Source organism: Actinokineospora enzanensis DSM 44649, from assembly GCF_000374445.1.
Classification (GTDB): domain Bacteria; phylum Actinomycetota; class Actinomycetes; order Mycobacteriales; family Pseudonocardiaceae; genus Actinokineospora; species Actinokineospora enzanensis.
This window is the reverse complement of the sequence record NZ_KB894405.1, coordinates 480100-499389: the sequence shown is the minus strand read 5'-3', so window position 1 is coordinate 499389 and position 19290 is coordinate 480100. Positions and strand designations below refer to the sequence as shown.

The 19290-nt window shown below is 69.8% G+C and carries 16 protein-coding genes; 5 read left to right on the top strand and 11 right to left on the bottom strand.

Annotated features, from left to right (window positions below):
* Positions 1–74: 74 nt before the first annotated feature.
* On the bottom strand, positions 75–233 hold the full coding sequence (locus C503_RS46710) for a hypothetical protein (protein WP_018681445.1): 159 nt from the start codon (positions 231–233) through the stop codon (positions 75–77).
* Positions 234–1043: 810 nt separating this feature from the next.
* Here C503_RS46710 and C503_RS0106810 point away from each other — a divergent pair.
* Positions 1044–3386, top strand: coding sequence for an ATP-binding protein (locus C503_RS0106810; protein WP_018681444.1), 2343 nt, complete (start codon positions 1044–1046; stop codon positions 3384–3386).
* A 146-nt stretch (positions 3387–3532) separates the two neighbouring features.
* Here C503_RS0106810 and C503_RS0106805 read toward each other — a convergent pair whose 3' ends face one another.
* Complete coding sequence (locus C503_RS0106805; protein ID WP_018681443.1) at positions 3533–4108, bottom strand: hypothetical protein; 576 nt, start codon at positions 4106–4108, stop codon at positions 3533–3535.
* A 462-nt stretch (positions 4109–4570) separates the two neighbouring features.
* On the opposite strand from C503_RS0106805, the gene C503_RS38290 reads away from it, so the two are divergent.
* Positions 4571–6481, top strand: a complete 1911-nt coding sequence (locus C503_RS38290) for a vanadium-dependent haloperoxidase (protein WP_169514502.1) — start codon at positions 4571–4573, stop codon at positions 6479–6481.
* A gap of 207 nt (positions 6482–6688) precedes the next feature.
* On the opposite strand, the gene C503_RS0106795 is transcribed toward C503_RS38290, so the two are convergent.
* The 7 genes from C503_RS0106795 to C503_RS0106760 form a co-directional block, all read right to left on the bottom strand.
* The gene (locus tag C503_RS0106795) at positions 6689–7312 is read right to left on the bottom strand and encodes a superoxide dismutase (RefSeq protein WP_018681441.1); all 624 of its coding nucleotides are present in this window, start codon (positions 7310–7312) and stop codon (positions 6689–6691) included.
* Positions 7313–7449: 137 nt separating this feature from the next.
* The gene (locus C503_RS0106790; protein ID WP_018681440.1) at positions 7450–8226 is read right to left on the bottom strand and encodes a hypothetical protein; all 777 of its coding nucleotides are present in this window, start codon (positions 8224–8226) and stop codon (positions 7450–7452) included.
* Between the two features lie 172 nt (positions 8227–8398).
* Positions 8399–8581, bottom strand: a complete 183-nt coding sequence (locus tag C503_RS0106785) for a hypothetical protein (RefSeq protein WP_018681439.1) — start codon at positions 8579–8581, stop codon at positions 8399–8401.
* Between the two features lie 7 nt (positions 8582–8588).
* Complete coding sequence (locus C503_RS38285) at positions 8589–10676, bottom strand: tetratricopeptide repeat protein (RefSeq protein ID WP_063710770.1); 2088 nt, start codon at positions 10674–10676, stop codon at positions 8589–8591.
* An 11-nt stretch (positions 10677–10687) separates the two neighbouring features.
* A complete protein-coding gene (locus C503_RS38280) occupies positions 10688–11878 on the bottom strand; it encodes a hypothetical protein (RefSeq protein WP_018681437.1) in 1191 nt (396 codons plus the stop codon).
* Positions 11879–12298: 420 nt separating this feature from the next.
* Positions 12299–12709, bottom strand: coding sequence for a helix-turn-helix domain-containing protein (locus tag C503_RS0106765; RefSeq protein WP_018681435.1), 411 nt, complete (start codon positions 12707–12709; stop codon positions 12299–12301).
* Positions 12710–13055: 346 nt separating this feature from the next.
* Positions 13056–14000, bottom strand: coding sequence for a helix-turn-helix transcriptional regulator (locus C503_RS0106760; protein WP_018681434.1), 945 nt, complete (start codon positions 13998–14000; stop codon positions 13056–13058).
* A gap of 57 nt (positions 14001–14057) precedes the next feature.
* Between C503_RS0106760 and C503_RS0106755 the strand changes: the two genes are divergently transcribed.
* Entirely contained in the window at positions 14058–15185 is a 1128-nt protein-coding gene (locus C503_RS0106755; RefSeq protein ID WP_018681433.1) for an epoxide hydrolase family protein, read from the top strand.
* Positions 15186–15285: 100 nt separating this feature from the next.
* Positions 15286–15798 carry a nuclear transport factor 2 family protein gene (locus C503_RS0106750; protein WP_018681432.1) on the top strand — a complete coding sequence of 171 codons (513 nt, stop codon included), beginning with the start codon at positions 15286–15288 and terminating at the stop codon, positions 15796–15798.
* A gap of 144 nt (positions 15799–15942) precedes the next feature.
* On the opposite strand, the gene C503_RS0106745 is transcribed toward C503_RS0106750, so the two are convergent.
* A complete protein-coding gene (locus tag C503_RS0106745; RefSeq protein WP_018681431.1) occupies positions 15943–16392 on the bottom strand; it encodes a hypothetical protein in 450 nt (149 codons plus the stop codon).
* Between the two features lie 487 nt (positions 16393–16879).
* Here C503_RS0106745 and C503_RS0106740 point away from each other — a divergent pair, with 487 nt between their 5' ends.
* Positions 16880–18979, top strand: coding sequence for a M6 family metalloprotease domain-containing protein (locus tag C503_RS0106740; RefSeq protein ID WP_033400318.1), 2100 nt, complete (start codon positions 16880–16882; stop codon positions 18977–18979).
* Between the two features lie 44 nt (positions 18980–19023).
* Here the strand turns inward: C503_RS0106740 and C503_RS0106735 are convergent, their stop codons facing one another.
* Positions 19024–19251, bottom strand: a complete 228-nt coding sequence (locus tag C503_RS0106735; RefSeq protein ID WP_156893023.1) for a hypothetical protein — start codon at positions 19249–19251, stop codon at positions 19024–19026.
* Positions 19252–19290 lie beyond the last annotated feature (39 nt).

Genomic DNA, 19290 nt, shown 5'->3' with positions numbered 1-19290 from the left:
GAACCGCGAGGCGCGCACCCGGTGGGTGCGCGCCTCGCACGGCTTTGCTCCGCGCCGGATATCGGCTCGCCAGGCTATCGTCGAGAACTCTTGCGCTTGACGGCCCCGATCGCCGCCGTCCCCAGGAAGAGGACGATGCCGATGAGCCCCAACCACAGCAGCCCCTTGAGCGCGAACCCGATGATGGAGACGATCAGCCACGCCACGAGCAGCACGACCACGAGTACGACCATGTCCTTGCCTCCACATTGTCCTGATGCCGACGTCCTGATGCCGACGCGGCACCGACCGCCCGGCGCACGCCCCCGCCTGCCTCGGCCACGGGTGGGAGGCTGCGCAGAGAATGCCCGGTGGTCGACTTTCCGAAACGTGGCAACTCGACGCCCGGCCCACCGGGCTCGTGCCTGCGGAGGATCACCCAGGGTCGCGACCGTTGCAGGGCAGGGAGACCGCGTCGCCGAGGCCCTCCGTGCTCGATTGCGTCACAGCGGACTGGCCCGGCGCCGCCGTGGTCCGGGGGTCAGCGACGCCGTCCGCTCTCGGTGTGCCGGGGCCGGGCGGGTGCGACGAGGGTCGCGCCACGCGTCACCGCCGTCGGGCCGCGTCGGGTCGGTCGTCGAGCCCCGCATCGGCCGGAAGAGCGGGGACGGCGGCATGGCGCCGCGCTGTCGAGCCGTTGTCCGGTCGTCGACCTGCGGATGGCTGAAGACCATCGGACATGCCGGGTTCGCCTGGTCGGTGCTCGGTCGAGTCGTCCTCGGAGGCATTGTTTCCTTATGTGTCGCGAATGAACCTGTCGGATCGACGTATCCGCACGGTCAGGCGCGAGTGGGAGCGGCCACGGCGAACATCGATCGGCAGACGGACCAGCGCTCTCGGATGGCGCGTCCTGGAACAGCGCCCACGAGACGTGAGCGGGCCTGCAACACCACTGTATCCCATCGAGGGTCACACCGTGGATCGGCGGCGGCGGGCTACTTGTACACGAACGGGTTAGTCGAGTTGCCCCGCGGCCGCACTTGGGGCATCCAAGGGTCGTGGTTGTGATCGACGAGTCCGTGCTCGCCGAGGCGCGGCGCCTGGCGGCGGTGCATGGTGTGGAACGAGCCCTGCCCGGCCGGTCGGTACCGGCCGACTGGATCGCGTGGTTGGCGACCCGCGCGCTGGGGGCCCCGATGGCGGTGCTCACGCTGGTGCGGACCACCTCGGTGCATTTCGCCGGGCGCTCCGGGCTACCGCCGGAGTTCTCCGCGTCCCGGGACATGCCGCTGACCGGTTCCTTCTGCCCGGTCGTGGTGAGCACGAACCGGCCGGTGGCCATCGACGACGCCCGAGCCGACCCGGACTACCGCGGTTTCGACGCCGTCCGAAGCGGCGTCCTGCGGGCCTACCTGGGTGTTCCGCTGCGGGACGGGCACGGCCGGGCGGTGGGCGCGCTGGCCGTCGCCGATGGCCTGCCCAGACGCTGGAGCGACGACGACATGGTGACGTTGCTGCGGTTGTGCGAGTTCGCGTCACCGCGCCAGGAGAAGCCGATCGGCACGGGCGGGCCGGACGAAGCGGTGCTGGTGGTCAATTCGCATGGTGATATCGCCGAGTGCAACACCACGGCGGCGGAGATGTTCGGGTGGTCGACCGCCGAGCTGCGCGGTCGACCGATGAACACCCTGATACCCACCCAGGCGTGGGAACGGGCCCGGGACTCCACCGGCCGGGCCGCCCGCAGCCGGGTCACGGCCCACCACAGCGACGGGCACCCGGTGCCGGTCGAACTGTCCATCTCGGATCGGGAGACCGCGCACGGGCACCAGTGGTCGGTACTGGTCCTCGACGCGGCCGAACGCGCGGCGGCGGAGCGGTTGGCGTCGCGACAGGACAGTTTCCTGCACACGGTGCTGGACAACCTGCACGCCCCGGTGGCCGCGTGCGACGCGGAGGGCAATGTCGTCCTGCTCAACCAGGCGTTGCGGCAGAGCATGGGGTTGGCGGGCGGCGGGATCTCCAGCAACATCGACCAGGTGGACTCGGTGCTGTTCCATGGCGACGGCGCACCCATGTCCGGCCGGGACACACCGCTGGCCAGGGCATTGGCCGGGGCCGTGGTGCGCGACGCCGACCTGGTGGTCAAGCTCCCCGGCGCGCCCGTCCGCGCCTTCCTGGCCGACGCCACCGCCATCCACGACGACGGACGGGTGACGGGCGCTGTCGCCGTGCTGCACGACGTGACCCGCCAGCGCCGGTTCGAGCGCTTCCGCCACTGCGAACTCCAGGTGGCCGAGACCCTGGCCACGGCCGTCAGCCTGACCGAGGCGGCACCCGCGCTCGCCGAGGCGGTGGCCCATGCGTTGGGATGGCCGCACGTGCGACTGTTGCTAGTGGACCCGGTGACCGACAGCCTGCACACCGCCGGGCAATGGACCGCGCCGCCGCTCGATGCCTCCTCCGTCGACGAAGTCGTGCACGAAGCCGCCATGACGAGCGGTAGACCGGTCTGGGTCGCCGATATGGCCGATGCCAGAACCGGGCTGCACACGGCCGTGGCCATGCCCATCCCCGGCAGCCCCCCGGTCGGGATACTCGCCTGCTTCGCCGACACGTGCGAGACCGACGAAGCCGACTTCACCGCGGCCCTGCGCTCCATCGCCGCCCACATCGGACAATTCGCCGCCCAACGGCACGCCGCGGGCCTCGCCGCCCAGCTGGACAGCTCCCGCGACGATTTCGTCAGCCTGGTCGGCCACCAGCTGCGGACACCGCTGACCGCGGTCGTCGCCTACACCGAACTCCTGCTCGACGGCCCCGTCGACCCCGCCACCGAACCCCTGCTGTCGGTCGTCCACCGCAACGCGACCGCGCTCACGACCATCGTCGACGACCTGCTCGACCTCGCCGCCCTACGCAGCGGCGACGCCGACCTGCGCCCCACCACCACGGACTTCGCCACCATCGTCCGCGACGCCACCACCGCCCACCTCGACATCGACACCCCCGACCACCTCCCCATCGAGGCCGACCCCACCCGACTGCGCCAACTCGTCGACCACCTCGTGTCCAACGCGATCAACTACGGCGCCCGCACCGGCACGATCCGCCTCACCCGCCTGCTGGACACCGCCGAACTCACCGTCACCGACACGGGCATCGGAATACCGGCCGAGGACCGCCCCCACCTGTTCCGCAGCTTCTTCCGCGCGACCAACGTCCGCCACGGCGCCATCCCGGGCGCGGGTCTGGGCCTGGCCATCACCCGCGCCATCGTCGAAGCCCACCACGGCACCATCACCATCGACCACCACGACCCGGGAACCACCGTGACCGTGCGTCTCCCCCTGCACCTGCCTCCGGTGCCTGGCCAGCGGGCTCGGCCGGCATCCGCTGGGTACTGATCATCCACCTGGCAAACCAGGCCGCGCGTGGTGGTCGTTCGGCGCTCGTTGTTCAGAAGACGGAAGTCTATTCGAACCTTCAACGAAGGGAGGGTCCGATAAAATCGAGACCGGGTGATCCGAGTTTCCAAGCAGGGCTCGCGGTCTCAGCTCGTCGGGTGCTCGCGCGCCCTGCGCCGCAACGCTTTTCGGGCGGCTCGCGGGGAGATTCCGGGGCGTTCGCTGAGCAGCCTGCTGATCTCGGTCTTGCGTAGGTGGGCTGCTTTCAGCGAGGGGAACAACCGGTCGGGAATCGCGGGCACGGAGTCCATGACGATCTGGTATTTCATCGACAGCTTGGCCTGTTCTTCCGGCGTGGACGGGATCCGGTATTCCGCTTTCAGTCCCGACAGCCTGCGCACGGCGTCGTCGTGGCGTCGTTTGCCCGCCTTCCAGTCGACCGTCAGATCGACCAGGGTCACGATGAAGGTCAACACCGCAAACCAGCCGAGCCAGGTCGACCGCTGCGCCACGACCGGGCCGATCCGCACCACCGCCTCCCCCGCGGCAAACGCGAACGCGGTCGCCACCGTCGAGGCGACCAGCAACCCGCACGTCATGGCCAGTGAACGCCGTGCGCACCGGTCGCGCAGGATCGAGTGGGCGGTGATCATCTGATCGAGCACGCGCCGCTGCCGGTCGAACTCGGCGGTCTCGCCCGAGGCGGGTGGCGAGGTGGTCACGAGGCACAACCGTTCGCTCGATGAGCCAGGCAGTCCATGTCGCTCCCCGACATCGTTGACGTTGCCACCAGGACATCGGGTGTATCGCCTGCGGCAGGCCACCCGCAACGGATGCGACCTCGACGCCCGCGGCACGCATCGACGCCTGCCCGAGCATGTCCTCAAGACGGTGCCCGCATGCCTCCTGCGCCGGAACCACGTCCCGTCGCGCTTCGATCGTGCGCACTCGCGTCGACGGGGGCAGCACCGGCCCCGTTTGGAGTCTTGTCGGAGAGTGGCCGGGAAGCCACGGTGGGTGTCGGTCGGTTCTGGGGTCGCGTGGGGTCGGGGGCACGCGCTGGGCTTTCCTGGAGGGCGTCGACGATGCGTCGTGCCGTGGTTTTGTTGTCCTGTCTTGTCTTGGCGACGAGTCTGGGGGTTCCGGTCGCCGCCGCGGGGAGTGTGCGGCCGCGGGATGTGGCGGTGTCGGATACCGATCACGTGTTGTTCTGGAACGACGTTCTCCTCGATGTCTTCCGGAGTCGGTCGAGCGGGAGTGCGGCGCCGACCCGGTTGTCCAGGGCGGCGGCGATGATGTACGGCGCCGTCTACGACGCGGCGAACTCGGCGCGGTGTGCGACCGCGAGTGGTTGTCTGGGGCAGCCGTATCTGACCCGGGTTCCGGTGCAGGCAGGCACGGCACCGGATCCGAGCAGCGCCATCGACCACGCCGCGTACCGGATCCTCACCGGCCTCTACCCGAACGACTCGATCGACTTCGGCGCGAAGCTGGCCGCGGCTCAGGCGACGATCCCGGGCACCGTCACCCAGGCGCAGCGGGACCAGGGTGCCGCGATCGGGGACAAGACCGCGCAGGTGATGGTCGTGACCAGGGCCAACGACCACTCGGACGACACCGTCGCCTACTCACCGGGCACCCGGCCGGGTGACTGGCGGCCGACCGGCTCCGGGGCCGCGCTCGACCCGAACTGGGGGCTGGTGCGGCCGTTCGCCATGGACACGCCGAACCACTTCCGGCCGTCGCACCCGGAGGGGGCACAGGACGTCGGTGAGCTTCTCGCGTCCCCGACCTACCGGGCGCACCTCGCGGAGGTGCGGGACGTCGGCCGGTTCGGGTCGACCTCGCGCAGCGCCGACCGGACCCAGGCGGCGCACTTCTGGGCCAATGATCTCGACGGCACCTACAAGCCGCCGGGGCAATTGCTCCAGCACACTGCGATCATCGCGCGACAGCTGCCGGGTCAAGACCAGTTCGCCAACGCCAGATTGTTCGCGTGGATGTCGCTCGCCCTGGCCGACGCCGCGATCGCCGCGTGGGACGCCAAGTACCGGACCGACATCGACCTGTGGCGGCCGGAGACCGCGATCCATCTGGACTCGACCGACCCCGACCCGAGCTGGCAGCCCGAGTCGCGGCGTACCGACGGCACGACGTTCTCGCCGCCGTTCCCGGCGTTCATCTCCGGGCACGCGACCTTCGCCGGAGCCTGGGCGGGCGTCATGAAACGCTATGTCGGCACCGACAACTTCGCCTGGACCGCGACCACGGAGGACCCGTTCGCCCAGGGCGTCACCCGCTCGTTCGGCACGTTCAGCGACGCGGCCAGGGAGAACCAGCTCTCCCGGGTCTGGCTGGGGGTGCACTACCGGTTCGACGGCGAGTACTCGCTGCCCACCGGTGACCGGATCGCCGAATGGGTGACCCAGCACCTCCTCGGCACCAACGCGACGCTCGGCCTCGACTCGTTCGCGCGCTCGGTCACCGACGGGTTCGGCCCGGCCGACACGGGCGGTGACTGGTGGGTCGGCGACCCGGCCGTCGACTACGCCGTGCGCGGCGGCGCAGGCCGGATCACCCTGCCCGTCGCGGGTGCGGGGCGCAGCGCGTACCTGAACCGGATCCGCTCGACCGATACCGACCTCGCCGTCAAGATCAGCACCGACAAACTCGCCACCGGCAACGGAGTGTACGTCGCAGCGGTGGGCCGGAAGATCAACGACGCGGGCACCTACCGGGCGACCGTCAGCCTGCGCCCCGACGGGAGCGTCCGGCTCGGGCTCCGCCGCACCGACGCCGCCGGGGCGGAGACGGCGCTCACGACCGACCAGACGATCAGCGGGCTCGCCTACCAGCCGGGCAGCGTGCTGCGGGTCCGGCTTCAGGTCACCGGCACGGCACCCACCACCCTGCGCGCCAAGGTGTGGGCCGACGGCACCGCCGAACCTGGTTGGCAGGCCACCACGAGCGACCAGACCGGCGCGCTTCAGGGCGCCGGAAACGCGGGACTGCTGGCCAACCTGTCCGGCTCGGCCACCAATGCCCCGATTGTTGTCACCGTCGACGACATCGCCATCTTCCGCGTGGTCGGATGAGGACGGAGATCATGTGGGGGTCAAGGAAAGCATCGCCATATCGCCTAGGCCTGACGGCCGTCGGATCAGCTGATTTCCTTGCGGGCTAAGCCATTCGTGACGACCATCCACCACAGTGGTCCGAGCGCGGCGAGGGCTCCCGACCAGACCGGCCGGGAGCCTTCCACTACAGCGGTGCATTGTCGGAGCATTCCGCTGTCAAGTTCGTCAGGTCTTCGGCAGGATGGACGTGCCCGCGCGAGCGATGTCGAAGCGTCGTGTGACGTCGGTCCAATTGACCAGGGACCACAGCTTCTGCACATAGTCCGGACGGACATTGCGGTACTGCAGGTAGTACGCGTGCTCCCAGGCGTCGAACACCAGCAGCGGCGCGGTGTTCGCGCCGACATTGCCGTGATGGTCGTAGACCTGCTCGACGATCAGCCGCTCCCCCAACGGTTCCCAGGCCAGCACGCCCCAGCCGGAACCCTGCACCGTGCTCGTCGCCGAGGTGAGCTGGGCGGAGAAGCCGTCGAACGAGCCGAAGTGCTCGTCGATGGCCGCGGCCAGCTCCCCCTCGGGGCGATCGCCGCCGTCCGGGGACAGGTTGTCCCAGAAGATCGTGTGCAGGACGTGCCCGGACAGGTTGAAGGCGTAGGTCTTCTCCAGTCCGACCAGGCCGCCGAACTCGCGCTGGTCGCGCGCCTCCGCGATGCGGTCGAGGGTGTCGTTCGCGCCCTTGACGTAGGCGGCGTGGTGCTTGCCGTGGTGCAGCTCCAGGATCTCGCCGGTAATCGCCGGTGCCAGCGCGCCGTAGTCGTACGGCAGGTCGGGCAGCGTGTACTGGCCCATCGTGCCTCCCAAGCTTCCGGGGTCTTGTCGCATACCGATGCTAGTTGCAACTTACTTGCGATAGATCACCGGGGTCGACGGAAGACCATGACCTGCGCGGTCGGTGCACCGGGCCGGTGCACCGACTGCGACGGCGGTCAGGCCGGGCGCGGGAGTGCGACCTTGTCGCTGAGCCGGAAGACGGTGAACTCCACCTGGGACTGTCCCTCCAGCCAGGTGGCCAGCACCGAGGAACCCTGCGCCACCAGGGACTCGTCGCTCCCCTGGTTGGCGCCGAGGTGCATCAGGCCCGCGCTGCCGTCGGTGCAGAAGTAGGACAGGTGGGCGCGCAGCCCCGGGTCGGCCACCGCTTCCAGGGCGGCGGCCCACTCCTCGTTCGCATCGGCCTCCAGCGGCAGCACGCTCTCCGGCCCGTCACCCAGGGTCAGCGCGGCGCGCATCGCGTCGAACAGGGTGCCGTCCGACACGAGCCTCGGGTAGGCGACGTACCACCGGCCCGCCCAGACCGGGTCGGCGAGGTCGACGCCGTGCCGCTCCAGCAGGGGCGCCAGCTCCGCACCACGCACCAGACCACCCGCGATCGCCACCTCGGCCAGGTCGGCCGCGAACCCCGACGGCGCCTCGTCCAGGTCACCGAACTCGAAGATCGACAACGCCGCGTCGAACCGCGACGGCGGCTCACCCTGGTCGAACAACCCACAGTCCAGGACGACCGGCTCCGCGCCGCGCAACGCCTCGGGGCGGACCCAGGCCGGGTCACTGTCGTATCCGAACTCGTCGAAGACGTTGCCGCCCGCGTACGCGGCGTAGTCGGCGTCGGGCGAGTGGGTGGCGAGGGGGCTGCCCAGCATGATCTCGAAGGCCTGGGAGAGCTGTCGACGCCAGTCGTCGGACAGCGTGGATTCATGGTTCACACGCAGACAATACGACCCGGTGTGGATCTTTGTCGACGTGCCGGAGTCCACATAGGAACTCCGACATCGTGGCGATCCCCGCCACCCGTGCCTACCGGGACGACCGGAGTTCAGCTCGACCGGCGCCTCAGGCCCGCCAGAAGGTTGCGCCGGTTGTGCGGAAGGTTGGTGCTCAACCCACTCCGGCCAGCTCCATGACGACCGTCACCTGCTTGTCCTCATGATTGAGGCGGATCTCCTTGGTCCCGGACCATCCGTCCTCGAAACGGACGTGCACGGTCCGATCGGCCCAGTTGAACGCGTTCTCCACCTGGGCGACGAACGGCAGGCCTGCATCCAGGTCGAACCAGGGCACCGGGCACTCACGTCACCGCGGCCAGTTTTCGTTCGCATTCTCGTAGAGCGGCGATGATGTCCGGGTCCTCGGGGGCGAGGGCGTCGGCCGCCGACAGATCGGCTGCGGCGGCTGTCAGGTCGCCGACCTGTTCGTGGACCACGGCTCGGTTGAACAGCAGTGCCGGGTCCTCGGGGCGCAATCCGAGTGCGTGTCCCAGGTCTGCCAGGGCGACCACGTGATCCCCTTGCGCGTGCGCGACGACAGCCCGGCCCGACAACGCCGCGACCAGGTCCGGGTCGGCGGTCAGGGCGCGGTCGAACTCGGCTCGGGCGGTGGTCAGGTCGCCTTCGTCGGCGTGGGTCTGGGCGAGGGCGGCGACGAGGGCGGGGGCGGCGGGGTGGAAGGCGAGGCCGCGGGTGGCGGCGGCGCGGGCGGCGGTCGGGTCGCCTAGTTCGAGGTGGAGGGCGGAGAGGTTGATGTGGGCGTCGAGGCGTTCGGGTTCCAGGTCCAGGACGTACTCGAAGTCGGCGATCGCGCGGATGGTCTCGCCTGCTTCGGCGAGGGTGTCGGCGCGGTTGTAGAACACCTCCGGGAACGGTGGGCCCAGGTGGGTGCACTGGGTGTACTCGGCGATCGCGCCGTCCAGGTCGCCCAGGCGGCGGAGGACGGTGCCGAGGTCGAAGTGGTACTCCGGGTAGTCCGGGTCGGTGGCGATCACCGCGCGGTAGTCGGCGGCGGCTTCTTCCAGTCTGCCCAGGCCGGTGAGGACCTGCGCGCGGTTGTAGCGGAGCACGGACCGGTGTAGCTGGTGTTGGTCGGCGCCCAGTTCGCGGTCCAGTTCGGTGATGCCCGCGGTGACCAGGTCCAACGCGACCAGCGGTCGGCCGCGGTGGGCCTCGATCAGGGCGAGGCCGTTGTTGTGGAACACCGTGTTGAACGCGCGCAGCTGTCGGTCGTCCAGCAGGGCGGAGATCACGATGGCCTGGTTGATCCAGCCCAGGGCACGCTCGTGGTCGCGGTGATCGGGATCGTGGTGGCGGGTGTACAGCATTGCCGTGGCGTAGGCGCATTGCAGGTGGATGCCGGTGCGCACGCTGTTCGCTCGGGCTTCGTCGCAGATCTCCTCGGCCTCGGGGGCGCGGCCCAGGGCGGACAGCGAGGTGGGGAGCTTGGTGGTGAAGATCCACCACAGGTCGTGGTGTTCGGTGGCGGTGACCATCGCTCGGCCGCGTTGGGACCATTCGACTGTGGCGTCGTAGAAACCCAGCTTCATGCAGTCGTCCAACGCGAACGCGATCGCCTCCGCGCCCGCGCCCAGTGGGTCGGCGCCGCGGCCTCGATGCAGTGGGAGGGCGCCCCAGCGCCAGGATCCGCCCTCGACCTCGTCGGCGCGGCGGTCGTGCAGGATGCGACGGTCCTCATCGGACAGTGCCGTGTAGGCGGCGAGTGCGTGCGGGTCGTCGCCGGTCAGATCGGTGGCGATGTGGTGCTCGGCGAGTGTTCTCTGGTCGGATGTCGGGTCGCGGTCGATGGTGTCGACCGGGACGACGCGGCACCAGCGGGCGGTCTCGGCGAGGGCGGTGTCGGCCTGTTCGTGGTCGGAGTCCATGGACGCGGTGGTGGCCACCACGGTGAGCAGCGCCGGATCGATCCGACGGACCAGGACCGACACCAGCTCGCGGTCCGTGGGATCGGCGGCGTGCAGGTCGGTGATGACGAGCGAACGGCCACCGCCGAGGACGCGCAGGCGGTCGCGGATGAACTCGACCAGGCCGTGGGCGATGCGCAGGGTGCGCAGGCGGGAGTAGAACCGGGTGCGTTCCTCGGGCACGGCCAGCATGGTCAGCGTCCGCAGCGAGGCGGGCACCACGTCGCACAGTTCCGGGGCGACGCTGAGAAGTTCCACCTCGTGGTCGCGCACCAGGTCGGGCTGTTCGCGTTGCGCGTCGGGGACGAGCAGGCGCAGCAGCGTGCCCGCGGCGGTGTAGGGGCCACGCAGGTTGCGGTGGGCGGACACCGGCTCGGTCAACGGGGGCGGCAGGGTCGACGCGCGTACCGCGTCGGCGCGGTCGAACGCGCGACCGCCCACGAGCAGAAGGTGGCTGTCGGACACGGGTTCCTCCTTCACGCGCCTGCTCGGCGCCGTTCACGCAGGTGGAGAACTCCGGCGAGGACGATCTCGCCGACACTCAGGAACAGGAACACCAGACCGTCCACGAACTGGCCGGTGCTCTCCCCGCCCGCGAAGAGCGCGCCCAGCACGGTGCCGAAGGCGTGCCCGGCCGCGGGCACCATGGACGTCACCAGGACGGCGATCATGAAGGCATAGCCGAGCACGATCAGCACCGAGTACCAGCGACCCACCGCTTGGTCGCGCGGGTGCCACAGGTCGGGGTCGTGCGGGCGGGGGCGGCCGCGCACGGCGGCCCAGCGGTTGGCCAGGATCGCGCGGGCGGTGACGTGCAGGTCGACGCAGCCGAGGATGGTGACCACCAGGTGGTAGATGTCGGTCTGCAGGAAGAACCAGAACTGCCAGACCACCCGCAGCAGCGTCAGGTACGCCAAGCCGAGCGCGATGGCCGCCACGGTTCGCGCGACCGTGCCGCCGTCGCGCAGCCACGCGGCGAGCAGGGTCAGCACCGCCATGGCGCCCACGTCGACGAACAGTCCTGCCAGCAGCGGCACGAACCGTTTGCGGCGGGGCACCGAGACCAGACCGTCGAGGGTGGTCTGGAAGACCAGGAAGTAGAGGCGTCGGCTCAGGGACAGTTTCGACGGCAGGCCCAGGCGTCTGCCCGCCAACGCGTGCGCGGCCTCGTGCAGCAGGACCAGCGGCAGCTGGCCAAGGAACATCGTCACCATGACGACGGACATGTAGTGGGTGAAGAAGAGGTGGTGGTAGGTGGGCGCGAGGTCGTCGCCGGTGAGCGTCACCCAGACCCACGCGGCCAGCAGCGCGACATAGAGCACCGCGGCGACCGGGGAGAACAGCACCGCGGCCAGCCGGGTCCAGCGCAACCGCATCGGCGCCGCCGGGGCCTCGCCGTCCGCCAGCAGGAAGCCCAGCTCGTCCAGGTCGGCGGCGAACTCGGCGATGTCGACCGACTCGCCGTAGGTGTCGGCGTACCAGCGCGCGGCCACCGGCGGCGGCGTGCCGTCGACCAGCTTGCGCAGCAGCGCGGCGCCGTCCGCGGGCAGGGCGACGAAGGTGCCGGTGTCGATCCGGCCGACGGTGACCTCGTCGCCGTCCTGGTTGAAGACCAGCGGGTGGAACCTCGGCGCGACCGCCGTCTCGTCCGCCGTGCTCTCCGACATGCCTCGCTCCTGCCTGCTCGCCCGGTCGCCTGGTCGGGATGGCACCCCGGCGGCTCGGGCCACCGGGGTGCCGATGCCTGGACTAGGCGGGCCTGCAGGCGCAGCCGCCGTAGAGCGCGGTGGCCGCGCTGGTGAGCTTGACCGAGCCGACCTTGCGCATGGTGATCTTCTTCATGGTTGCTCCTCTCGGGGTGCCTCGAACGCCGATTCCGGGTTCGGCGCAGACATTGTTAACAGCAGGTTTCCACTGTTCACAACGGTCGCGACCATGAACAGAACGAGTTCGGAACACCGGCGGGCAGCCGGGAAACACCGATGGGCCACGAGCGGGAACCCGGACGAAATGGACCGACTATCGGAACGGGGACGCGCGGAATCCCGGCACGGCGAATCGCGCCGTCCGGGTGGAACTGTCCTCGGTCAGGCCCGGGGGCCCATATTCCGGTGCGCCCGGCCTGCCGCCGCCACGCACATCTCGGCGCACCGGGACAGCAGCCAGGCGGCGCTCAGCAGCACCGCAGCACCGAGCCCGCCGGGTGACTGTTCGGCCGGAACCCTCGGCTGCGCCGGGGAGTCACCAGAGCGCATCGACACCTGCGCGCGCATCGCGGCGACCCGGAGATCCCGCAGCGTGGTCAGGTCGGATCCGGCGATCCGGGCGTACGCGGCCAACGCGGACGGCGGCGGCACCCGCTGTCCCCGTTCGTAGTCGACCAACGCGCTGTGCGCCCGCAACCCGAGCCGCCGCGCCATGGCCCGCAACGACAGCCCCTCGGTCAGCCGCAGCCTGCGTAACTCCGCACCCAGCGCGCGCGTGGCATCCGATTCCATGGAACCGCCCCTCCTCCACACCGCGATGCCCCGCCACCGCACGAGGACCCCCTCGATCCCAGCAGGCTATCCCCGCCGCGTGGCCCCGGAAATCAACCGAACGCAGCACGGTACGGCAGTCGGCCGATACCGGAAGTAGGAGTGTGCCGGGAAAGATCGGCCGAATGGGAGCAATCCGCCCTGGAGGGTGCCGCCGAACCGGTCGATCGCCGCAGATATATGCATCCGTGAATTCGGCCCGAAACGGACGGAGAACGGACCATGGCTGCCGTTCGGACGTGTTAGAGCCCATTCAGTCCAGGTTCGGTGTCCCGGTTCGAACGCCGTCCGGGAGCACCGGCCCGCGTCACGCGCGGGCGTAGCGGTCGGCCAGGACGTGGAGCAGGGGGCGGAGTTCGGGTGGGGACTCGACGGTGAAGTCCAGGCCGAGCATGCCGATGAAGGCGGCCACCGTCTCCAGTGAGTCGGCGCCGGTGACCAGGACGGAGGTGGTCGCGTCGACCGCCTCGACGGCGCCGACGGCGGGGTTGATGCGGGTCAACACGGTCTCGGCGGGGGCGTCGACACGCAGTCGGGCGTGCACGTTCCAGCCACTGCTGGCGATCCGGCGCATCGCGAACGCGGTGTAGTCGCCGTCGGCGATCGGGGTCGGGGCGAAGCGGCGGTGGGTGCGCATGCGCGGGGTGAGGCGGTCCGCGCGGTAGACGTCCCAGTCGGCGGTGACGGGGTCGCGGGCGACCAGGTACCAGCGGCGCTGCCAGGACAGCAGCCGGTAGGGCTCGACCAGGCGCGGGGTGCCGTCGTAGTCGAAGCGGAGCTGCTCGACGGCGTGGATGGCGGTCGCGACGGCGCGCAGCACGGCCGGGTCGACCTCGGGGTCGGGGGCGTCGGTGGCGGTGTTCTCGGGGGCGTGCTCGACCGCCGTCGACAGCGCCTCGACGGCGGGGCGCAGGCGTGGGGGCAGGACCTGTTCGAGCTTGGCGAGGGCGCGGGCGCTGGCCGCCTCGATGCCCGCGATGCCGCGACCCGCGCGCAGCCCGATCGCCATCGCGACCGCCTCCTCGTCGTCGAGGAGCAATGGCGGCAGCTTTCCGCCCGCGCCGAGCCGGTAACCGCCCGTGGCACCCCGGGTTGCGTGCACGGGGTAATCCAGGCCGCGCAGTCGTTCGATGTCGGTGCGGACGGTCCGGGTGGTCACCCCGAGGCGCTCGGCCAGCTCGGTACCACTCCACACGGGACGGGCCTGGAGCAGCGACAACAGGGCGAGCAGCCGGGCCGGGGTGTCGGTCATGAACTCCTCCGCCAATTAGGAAGCAAACGTTCCTATAGCCACTCTAGCGTTACCGGCATGACGAACACGAACCTCCGCCCCTTCCGCGTCGAGATCGCCCAGACCGAGCTGGACGACCTGGCCGACCGCCTCGCCCGCACCCGCCTCCCCCAGCCCGCCCCCGGGGACGACTGGGCGACCGGCACGCCGAACCACTACCTGCGCGCGGCCGTCGCGGCGTGGCGGGAGTTCGACTGGCGGGCCGCCGAGGAGCGGATCAACGCCTACCCGCACTTCATCACCGACATCGACGACCAGCCGATCCACTTCGTCCACGTCGAGTCCCCGCACCCGGACGCCACCCCGCTGCTGCTCCTGCACACCTACCCGGGCTCGTCCGTCGACTACCTGGGCATGATCGACCGGCTGGTCGACCCGGTGGCCCACGGCGGCACCGCGGACCAGGCGTTCCACCTGGTGATCCCGGACGCGCCGGGCTTCGGTTTCTCCACCCCGGTCACCGAGTCCGGCTGGCATTCGGCCCGCGTCGCCCGCGCGTACGACACGCTGATGCGCCGACTCGGTTACGACAGCTACGGGGCGCACGGCTCCGACCAGGGTGCGATGATCGCCCGTGAGCTTGGGCTGCTCGCGCCGGAGGGGTTCCTCGGTCTGCACGTGTTGCAGTTGTTCTCGTTCCCCTCGGGCGACCCGTCGGAGTTCGAGCGCTTGGAGCCGCGGGATTACGCCGGGCTTGAGCACATGAAGTGGTTCCAGAAGGTCGGCGGCTACAACACGATGAACGCCAGCAGGCCACAGACTGTCGCCGCGGGTCTCAGCGACTCTCCGCTCGGCCTGCTCGCTTACAGTGAGCTGTTCCAGTCGTTCGGCAATGGCACTTCCCTGGTGCCGCTGGAGACTGTGCTGTTGGAGGTGTCGGTGGCGTGGTTCACGAACGCCGCGGCCGGGATGACCCGCTCGTACTACGAGAACTCGGAGGCGCCTGAGTCCTCCGCGATCAACGCCGCGCCGACCGGGGTCGCGGTCTTCGCGGACGACTTCCAGACGATCAAGGTGTTCGCCGAGCGGGACAACAGCGCCATCGTGCACTGGAGCCGGTTCGAACGCGGCGGCCACTTCGCCGCGTTGGAGGTCCCGGAACTCGTGGCGACCGACATCCGCGCGTTCTTCACCGCCCTGCGCTGAACCGGGAACGTCGGATGGACCGGTGTTCCGTTGGGGGCTTTTTGGGGGTGTCGGGGTGGGATGCTGGGGATGATCATGTTGCCGATAGTGGGGACGAGCGATGCAGATCAATCGGAGAGCCTTGATCGGGGCGGCGGCGCCGCTGGGGGTGGTGGCCGCTGCCGGGTTGACCACGCCTGCCGGGGCCGAGGGTGTGGGTGTTCGGCGGGTGGAACGGTGGACCGACGCGTATCTCGCGGCGTGGGGGGCGAAGGATGGGGACGCGGCCGCGGGGCTGTTCACGCCGGACGCCGTCTATCAGGTGATTCCGGGGGTGGCCGCGCAGACCTACGTCGGGCGGGCGGCCATCAAGGACTATTGGATCGGGGTCACGGCGCCGCAGTCCGACTTCACCGGAGTACGGGGTAAGCCTGTTGTCACCGGTAACCGTGCCGCGGTCGAGGTGTGGGTGACCATGCGCGCGGCCGGGGCCAATCCGGACGGGGATGACTGGGTGACGCTCATCGAGGCCAATCTTCTCACCTTCACGCGGGACGGGCTCTGCTCCCGCAACGCCGAGTACTGGCATTTCCAGCTCGGCCGTATCACCCCGCCTGCGGGCTGGGGCTGCTGACCTCATTGCCGAGCGTGCCCCAGGACGTCCGCGGATGTCCTGGGGCACGACGCTATCCTGCCGACCGGTCCCGGAATGCCTTACCCGTTCCGCGTCACCCCCGCGACCGGCAGGCTCCTCTTCGGACTTCCCCGGGTCCGACGGCTATCTGCGGGTGGCGCGGTTCTCGGTGGTGGCGCTGACGGAGCCGGGATCGGTCTGAACGTAGGCGAAGCTGTCGCCGGAGGGGTCGAGGTACAGGTCGAAGTGCAGGGTGCCGTTGATGGTGAAGGCGCCGGTGCAGTCCGCGTTGACGGAGTAGGTGCCGGTGAAGGCGGCGCGCGGGGAGGCGACGCCGTTGAAGTTGCTTGTGGACGTCCCGGTGAGACCGCCCGTGCCGTCGAAACGCTCGGAACCGGCGAAGGCCAGCGGGACGGCGCCGCCGCCGGTGACCGACCAACCGTTGCCCGCGAACAGGTAGACACCGCGCAGCGTGGCCTTGGAGCAGGTGGGCGTGGCCGTCGTGGGGCTTGCCACGGCGGAACCGGTCACGGCGATGGCGGCCACGACCGCGGCGGCGGCGATCGCGATGGGACGGGAAAGTCGAGCGAACATCGGGACTCCCTGTGGGGTCGGCGCGCGTGACGAGGGAACTGCGCACGGGGATCGTCATCGCGGAAGTGGCGGAGTGGTTGGCGATGGATTCATCACGCTGCCGTATGCGCGGAGATCTCGTCAACGGGGCTTCCGCCCCTGTTCCGGCCGGATTTCGCGTTGTGGGACATCATATGACGTAGTCTCTCTCCGAGATCACCGGAAAAGCATGGAAACTGTCCCACCGAAAACCGGTGAAACAATTTTCCGTCAATCTGTTCAACATACTCGAAGATCTCTGTCAGCCGCCGCGGACCGCGAGTGAACAACACTCGCATTGCCCGGGCGCCTACCTGCGGTGGCCCGGCGCCGCCCCCGGGTCGGGGGCATAACAGAACCGGCGGGGCGGGCCGTATATCCCGTGGTTCCCAGGCTTTTTGTTAACTGGCAAAGGTTTCCCGATCTGTCCGGATCGTTAGCATGGGTGGACCGACACATCGGAGGCGGCATGTACCTCACCCAGGTCCGCAGGCGTCCGTTACTCCTGATCGGCGCGCTGTTATCCGCTGCCGCGCTGGTCTCGGGAAATGGCAATGCGGTCGCGGCCCCACCCGACCAGCCCGAACACCAATGGCAGTATGGCCACTGGCCGCGACAGCAGCCGTGGCAGCAGGCCCGGGATGGCGCGCGGGTCGCGGCGTACGACGGGCTGCCCGGACCGATCGACCCGCAGAACTGGGTCAACCCCGACCACATGACGTGGGAACAGGACTACCGGAAGATCCCCGGCACGAACTGGGCCGACCCGGCGGTCAAGGGGTCGAAGCGCACGTTCAAGGGCGCGCTGGTCCTGCTGGACTACCGGAACCAGCCGTTCGTCGTGACCCAGCCGCAGCACTCGTCGGTGTTCGGCAACCCCGGCGCCGAGGCGCACGATGTCCCGCGCACCCAGGTCGGCCAGTTCTACCAGGACTTCCTCAACAAGCCGGGCACGCTCAACCGCGGCCACACGGTGCACGAGTACTGGATGGAGAACTCCGGCGGGCGCTTCGGCGTCGACCTGAAGGCGTTCGGGCCGTACACCATGCCCGGCAAGGACCACGAGTACGGCATGGAGTTCCAGTCCGGCACGGCCTGTCCCGCAGGCGACCGGTGCACCCGCGACCTGCGCGCCGACGGTCGCGCGGCCTGGGTCGCCGCGGTCGGGTCGCAGGTCCCGGCCGGGTTCGACTTCGTCTACTACCTGTCCGCGGGTCAGGACGAGACCAGTACCTGGCAGGAGTTCGGGCCGATCAAGTTCGCGACCAAGGCGGACGTGCCCAAGGCGTTCGGCTCGCCCGACCCGGCACTGCCGAACTGGGCGCGCACCCGGTACGTGGACTGGACGTCGTGGGCGTCCGCGTCGACGCTGTGGCCCAACGCGGTCAGCGGCTCGTCGACGCAGGCGGAGAGTTCGGGGCAGGGCGTGTTCGCGCACGAGCTGACCCACATCCTCGGCATCGGCGACAACTACGGCAACCCGTTCGGGACGCCGCAACGCCGGGACTACTCGGGAATCTGGGACATGCTCTCCCGCGGCGCGTTCAACGGTCCCGGTGGCCCGCACTCCCGCTGGGTCGTCCCGGCCACCGCGGGTGCGTCGATGGGATCCCAGCACACGTTGCGGAACAAGCTGAAACTCGGGTTCCTCGACGAGGTCAACGTCCTGCGCCTGTCCCGGGACGCGCTGGCCAAGTCCGGCATGGTGATCGCCAGGGTCACCGCGCGCGAGGCGCGGCCCGGCGCGACGGGGCTCTCCGGCGTCAACATCGTGCTCGACCGGGGCGACCTGTCGACCAGATGCGACATCCGCACCGACCCGTACTGCGACGGCGGCGGCTACCAGAACTACACCGTCGAGGTCGTCGACCGGATGGGCGCGGACTCGTTCACCCCGGACTCCGGCGTGCTGCTGGCGAAGACCAAGAACGCCGATGACGCGCCGTTCACCTGGGTGATCGACGCCAACCCGCAGGACATCGGCATGACCGACTACGTCCTGCCCGACGGCCGCAAGGTCCCCATCACCATCGGCGACTACCGCCAACTGTCGGACGCGCTGTTCCACGCGGGCACGAACTCCGGCAGTGAATACGAATACGTGGACCAGGCCAACCGCCTGCACTTCTACGTACTCGACATCAAACGCGACGACAAGGGAATCCTGTCCTACACCGTCGCCATCCGCTCACTCAGCGGCGCGGGCCCGCAGAAACGCGGCGTCCAGGTGCAGCCCACATCCGGGCACTCCGACCCGGACGGCGTGGCGACCTGTGCGTTCCCGTTGTCCAACACCGGTACCGGCGGCAAACCCGCCGGGCAACACCCGGAGGACGTCAGCGCCTATCTCAACGGCGACGTCTACCGGGTCACGGCCAAGGCCGATGGTCCCGGGTGGACGGTCGACGTGCCCAACGCGCTGGCCACGGCGCAGTTCGGTGAGAACGTACAGGTGCCGGTGTACGTCAAGCGGGACAGCGGTTCCGGTCCGGCGAAGGTGACCTTGACGGCCACCTCGGAGAGCAGCCCGACCATCACCGCGACCGCCACCTGCACCGTGGACGGCTGATGGGTCCGGGGGCGGGCCTCCCCCGCCCGCCCCCGGACTTCCCCTTACCGGTTGGCCAGCAATACCGCGGGTGCCGCCAGGCCGTACTCGATCGCCGTGGCGTCCGTGCCGTACTCGATCGCGGTGGCCTGGGCGTGGATGACCCCGTCGGTGTCGGTCGTCTCGGTGTGGATGACACCGTTGTCGGCCAGGGCGGGCTGCCCGGCCAGGCTCATCGCCACCACCGCCGCGACCCCCAGCCCCACCTTGACCACGTTCGCTCTGCCACTCATCGGAACCGCCCCTCTCCACAGCTACGCCCGTACGGCTCA

What these genes read in the sequence shown, in the direction of transcription:
- C503_RS0106750 (WP_018681432.1), top strand. Translation starts at nt 15,286, where the DNA reads ATGCAGATCAATCGGAGAGCCTTGATCGGGGCGGCGGCGCCGCTGGGG.
- C503_RS0106755 (WP_018681433.1), top strand. Translation starts at nt 14,058, where the DNA reads ATGACGAACACGAACCTCCGCCCCTTCCGCGTCGAGATCGCCCAGACC.
- C503_RS0106735 (WP_156893023.1), bottom strand. Translation starts at nt 19,251, where the DNA reads ATGAGTGGCAGAGCGAACGTGGTCAAGGTGGGGCTGGGGGTCGCGGCG.
- C503_RS0106795 (WP_018681441.1), bottom strand. Translation starts at nt 7,312, where the DNA reads ATGGGCCAGTACACGCTGCCCGACCTGCCGTACGACTACGGCGCGCTG.
- C503_RS0106740 (WP_033400318.1), top strand. Translation starts at nt 16,880, where the DNA reads ATGTACCTCACCCAGGTCCGCAGGCGTCCGTTACTCCTGATCGGCGCG.
- C503_RS38280 (WP_018681437.1), bottom strand. Translation starts at nt 11,878, where the DNA reads ATGTCGGAGAGCACGGCGGACGAGACGGCGGTCGCGCCGAGGTTCCAC.
- C503_RS46710 (WP_018681445.1), bottom strand. Translation starts at nt 233, where the DNA reads ATGGTCGTACTCGTGGTCGTGCTGCTCGTGGCGTGGCTGATCGTCTCC.
- C503_RS0106760 (WP_018681434.1), bottom strand. Translation starts at nt 14,000, where the DNA reads ATGACCGACACCCCGGCCCGGCTGCTCGCCCTGTTGTCGCTGCTCCAG.
- C503_RS0106745 (WP_018681431.1), bottom strand. Translation starts at nt 16,392, where the DNA reads ATGTTCGCTCGACTTTCCCGTCCCATCGCGATCGCCGCCGCCGCGGTC.
- C503_RS0106765 (WP_018681435.1), bottom strand. Translation starts at nt 12,709, where the DNA reads ATGGAATCGGATGCCACGCGCGCGCTGGGTGCGGAGTTACGCAGGCTG.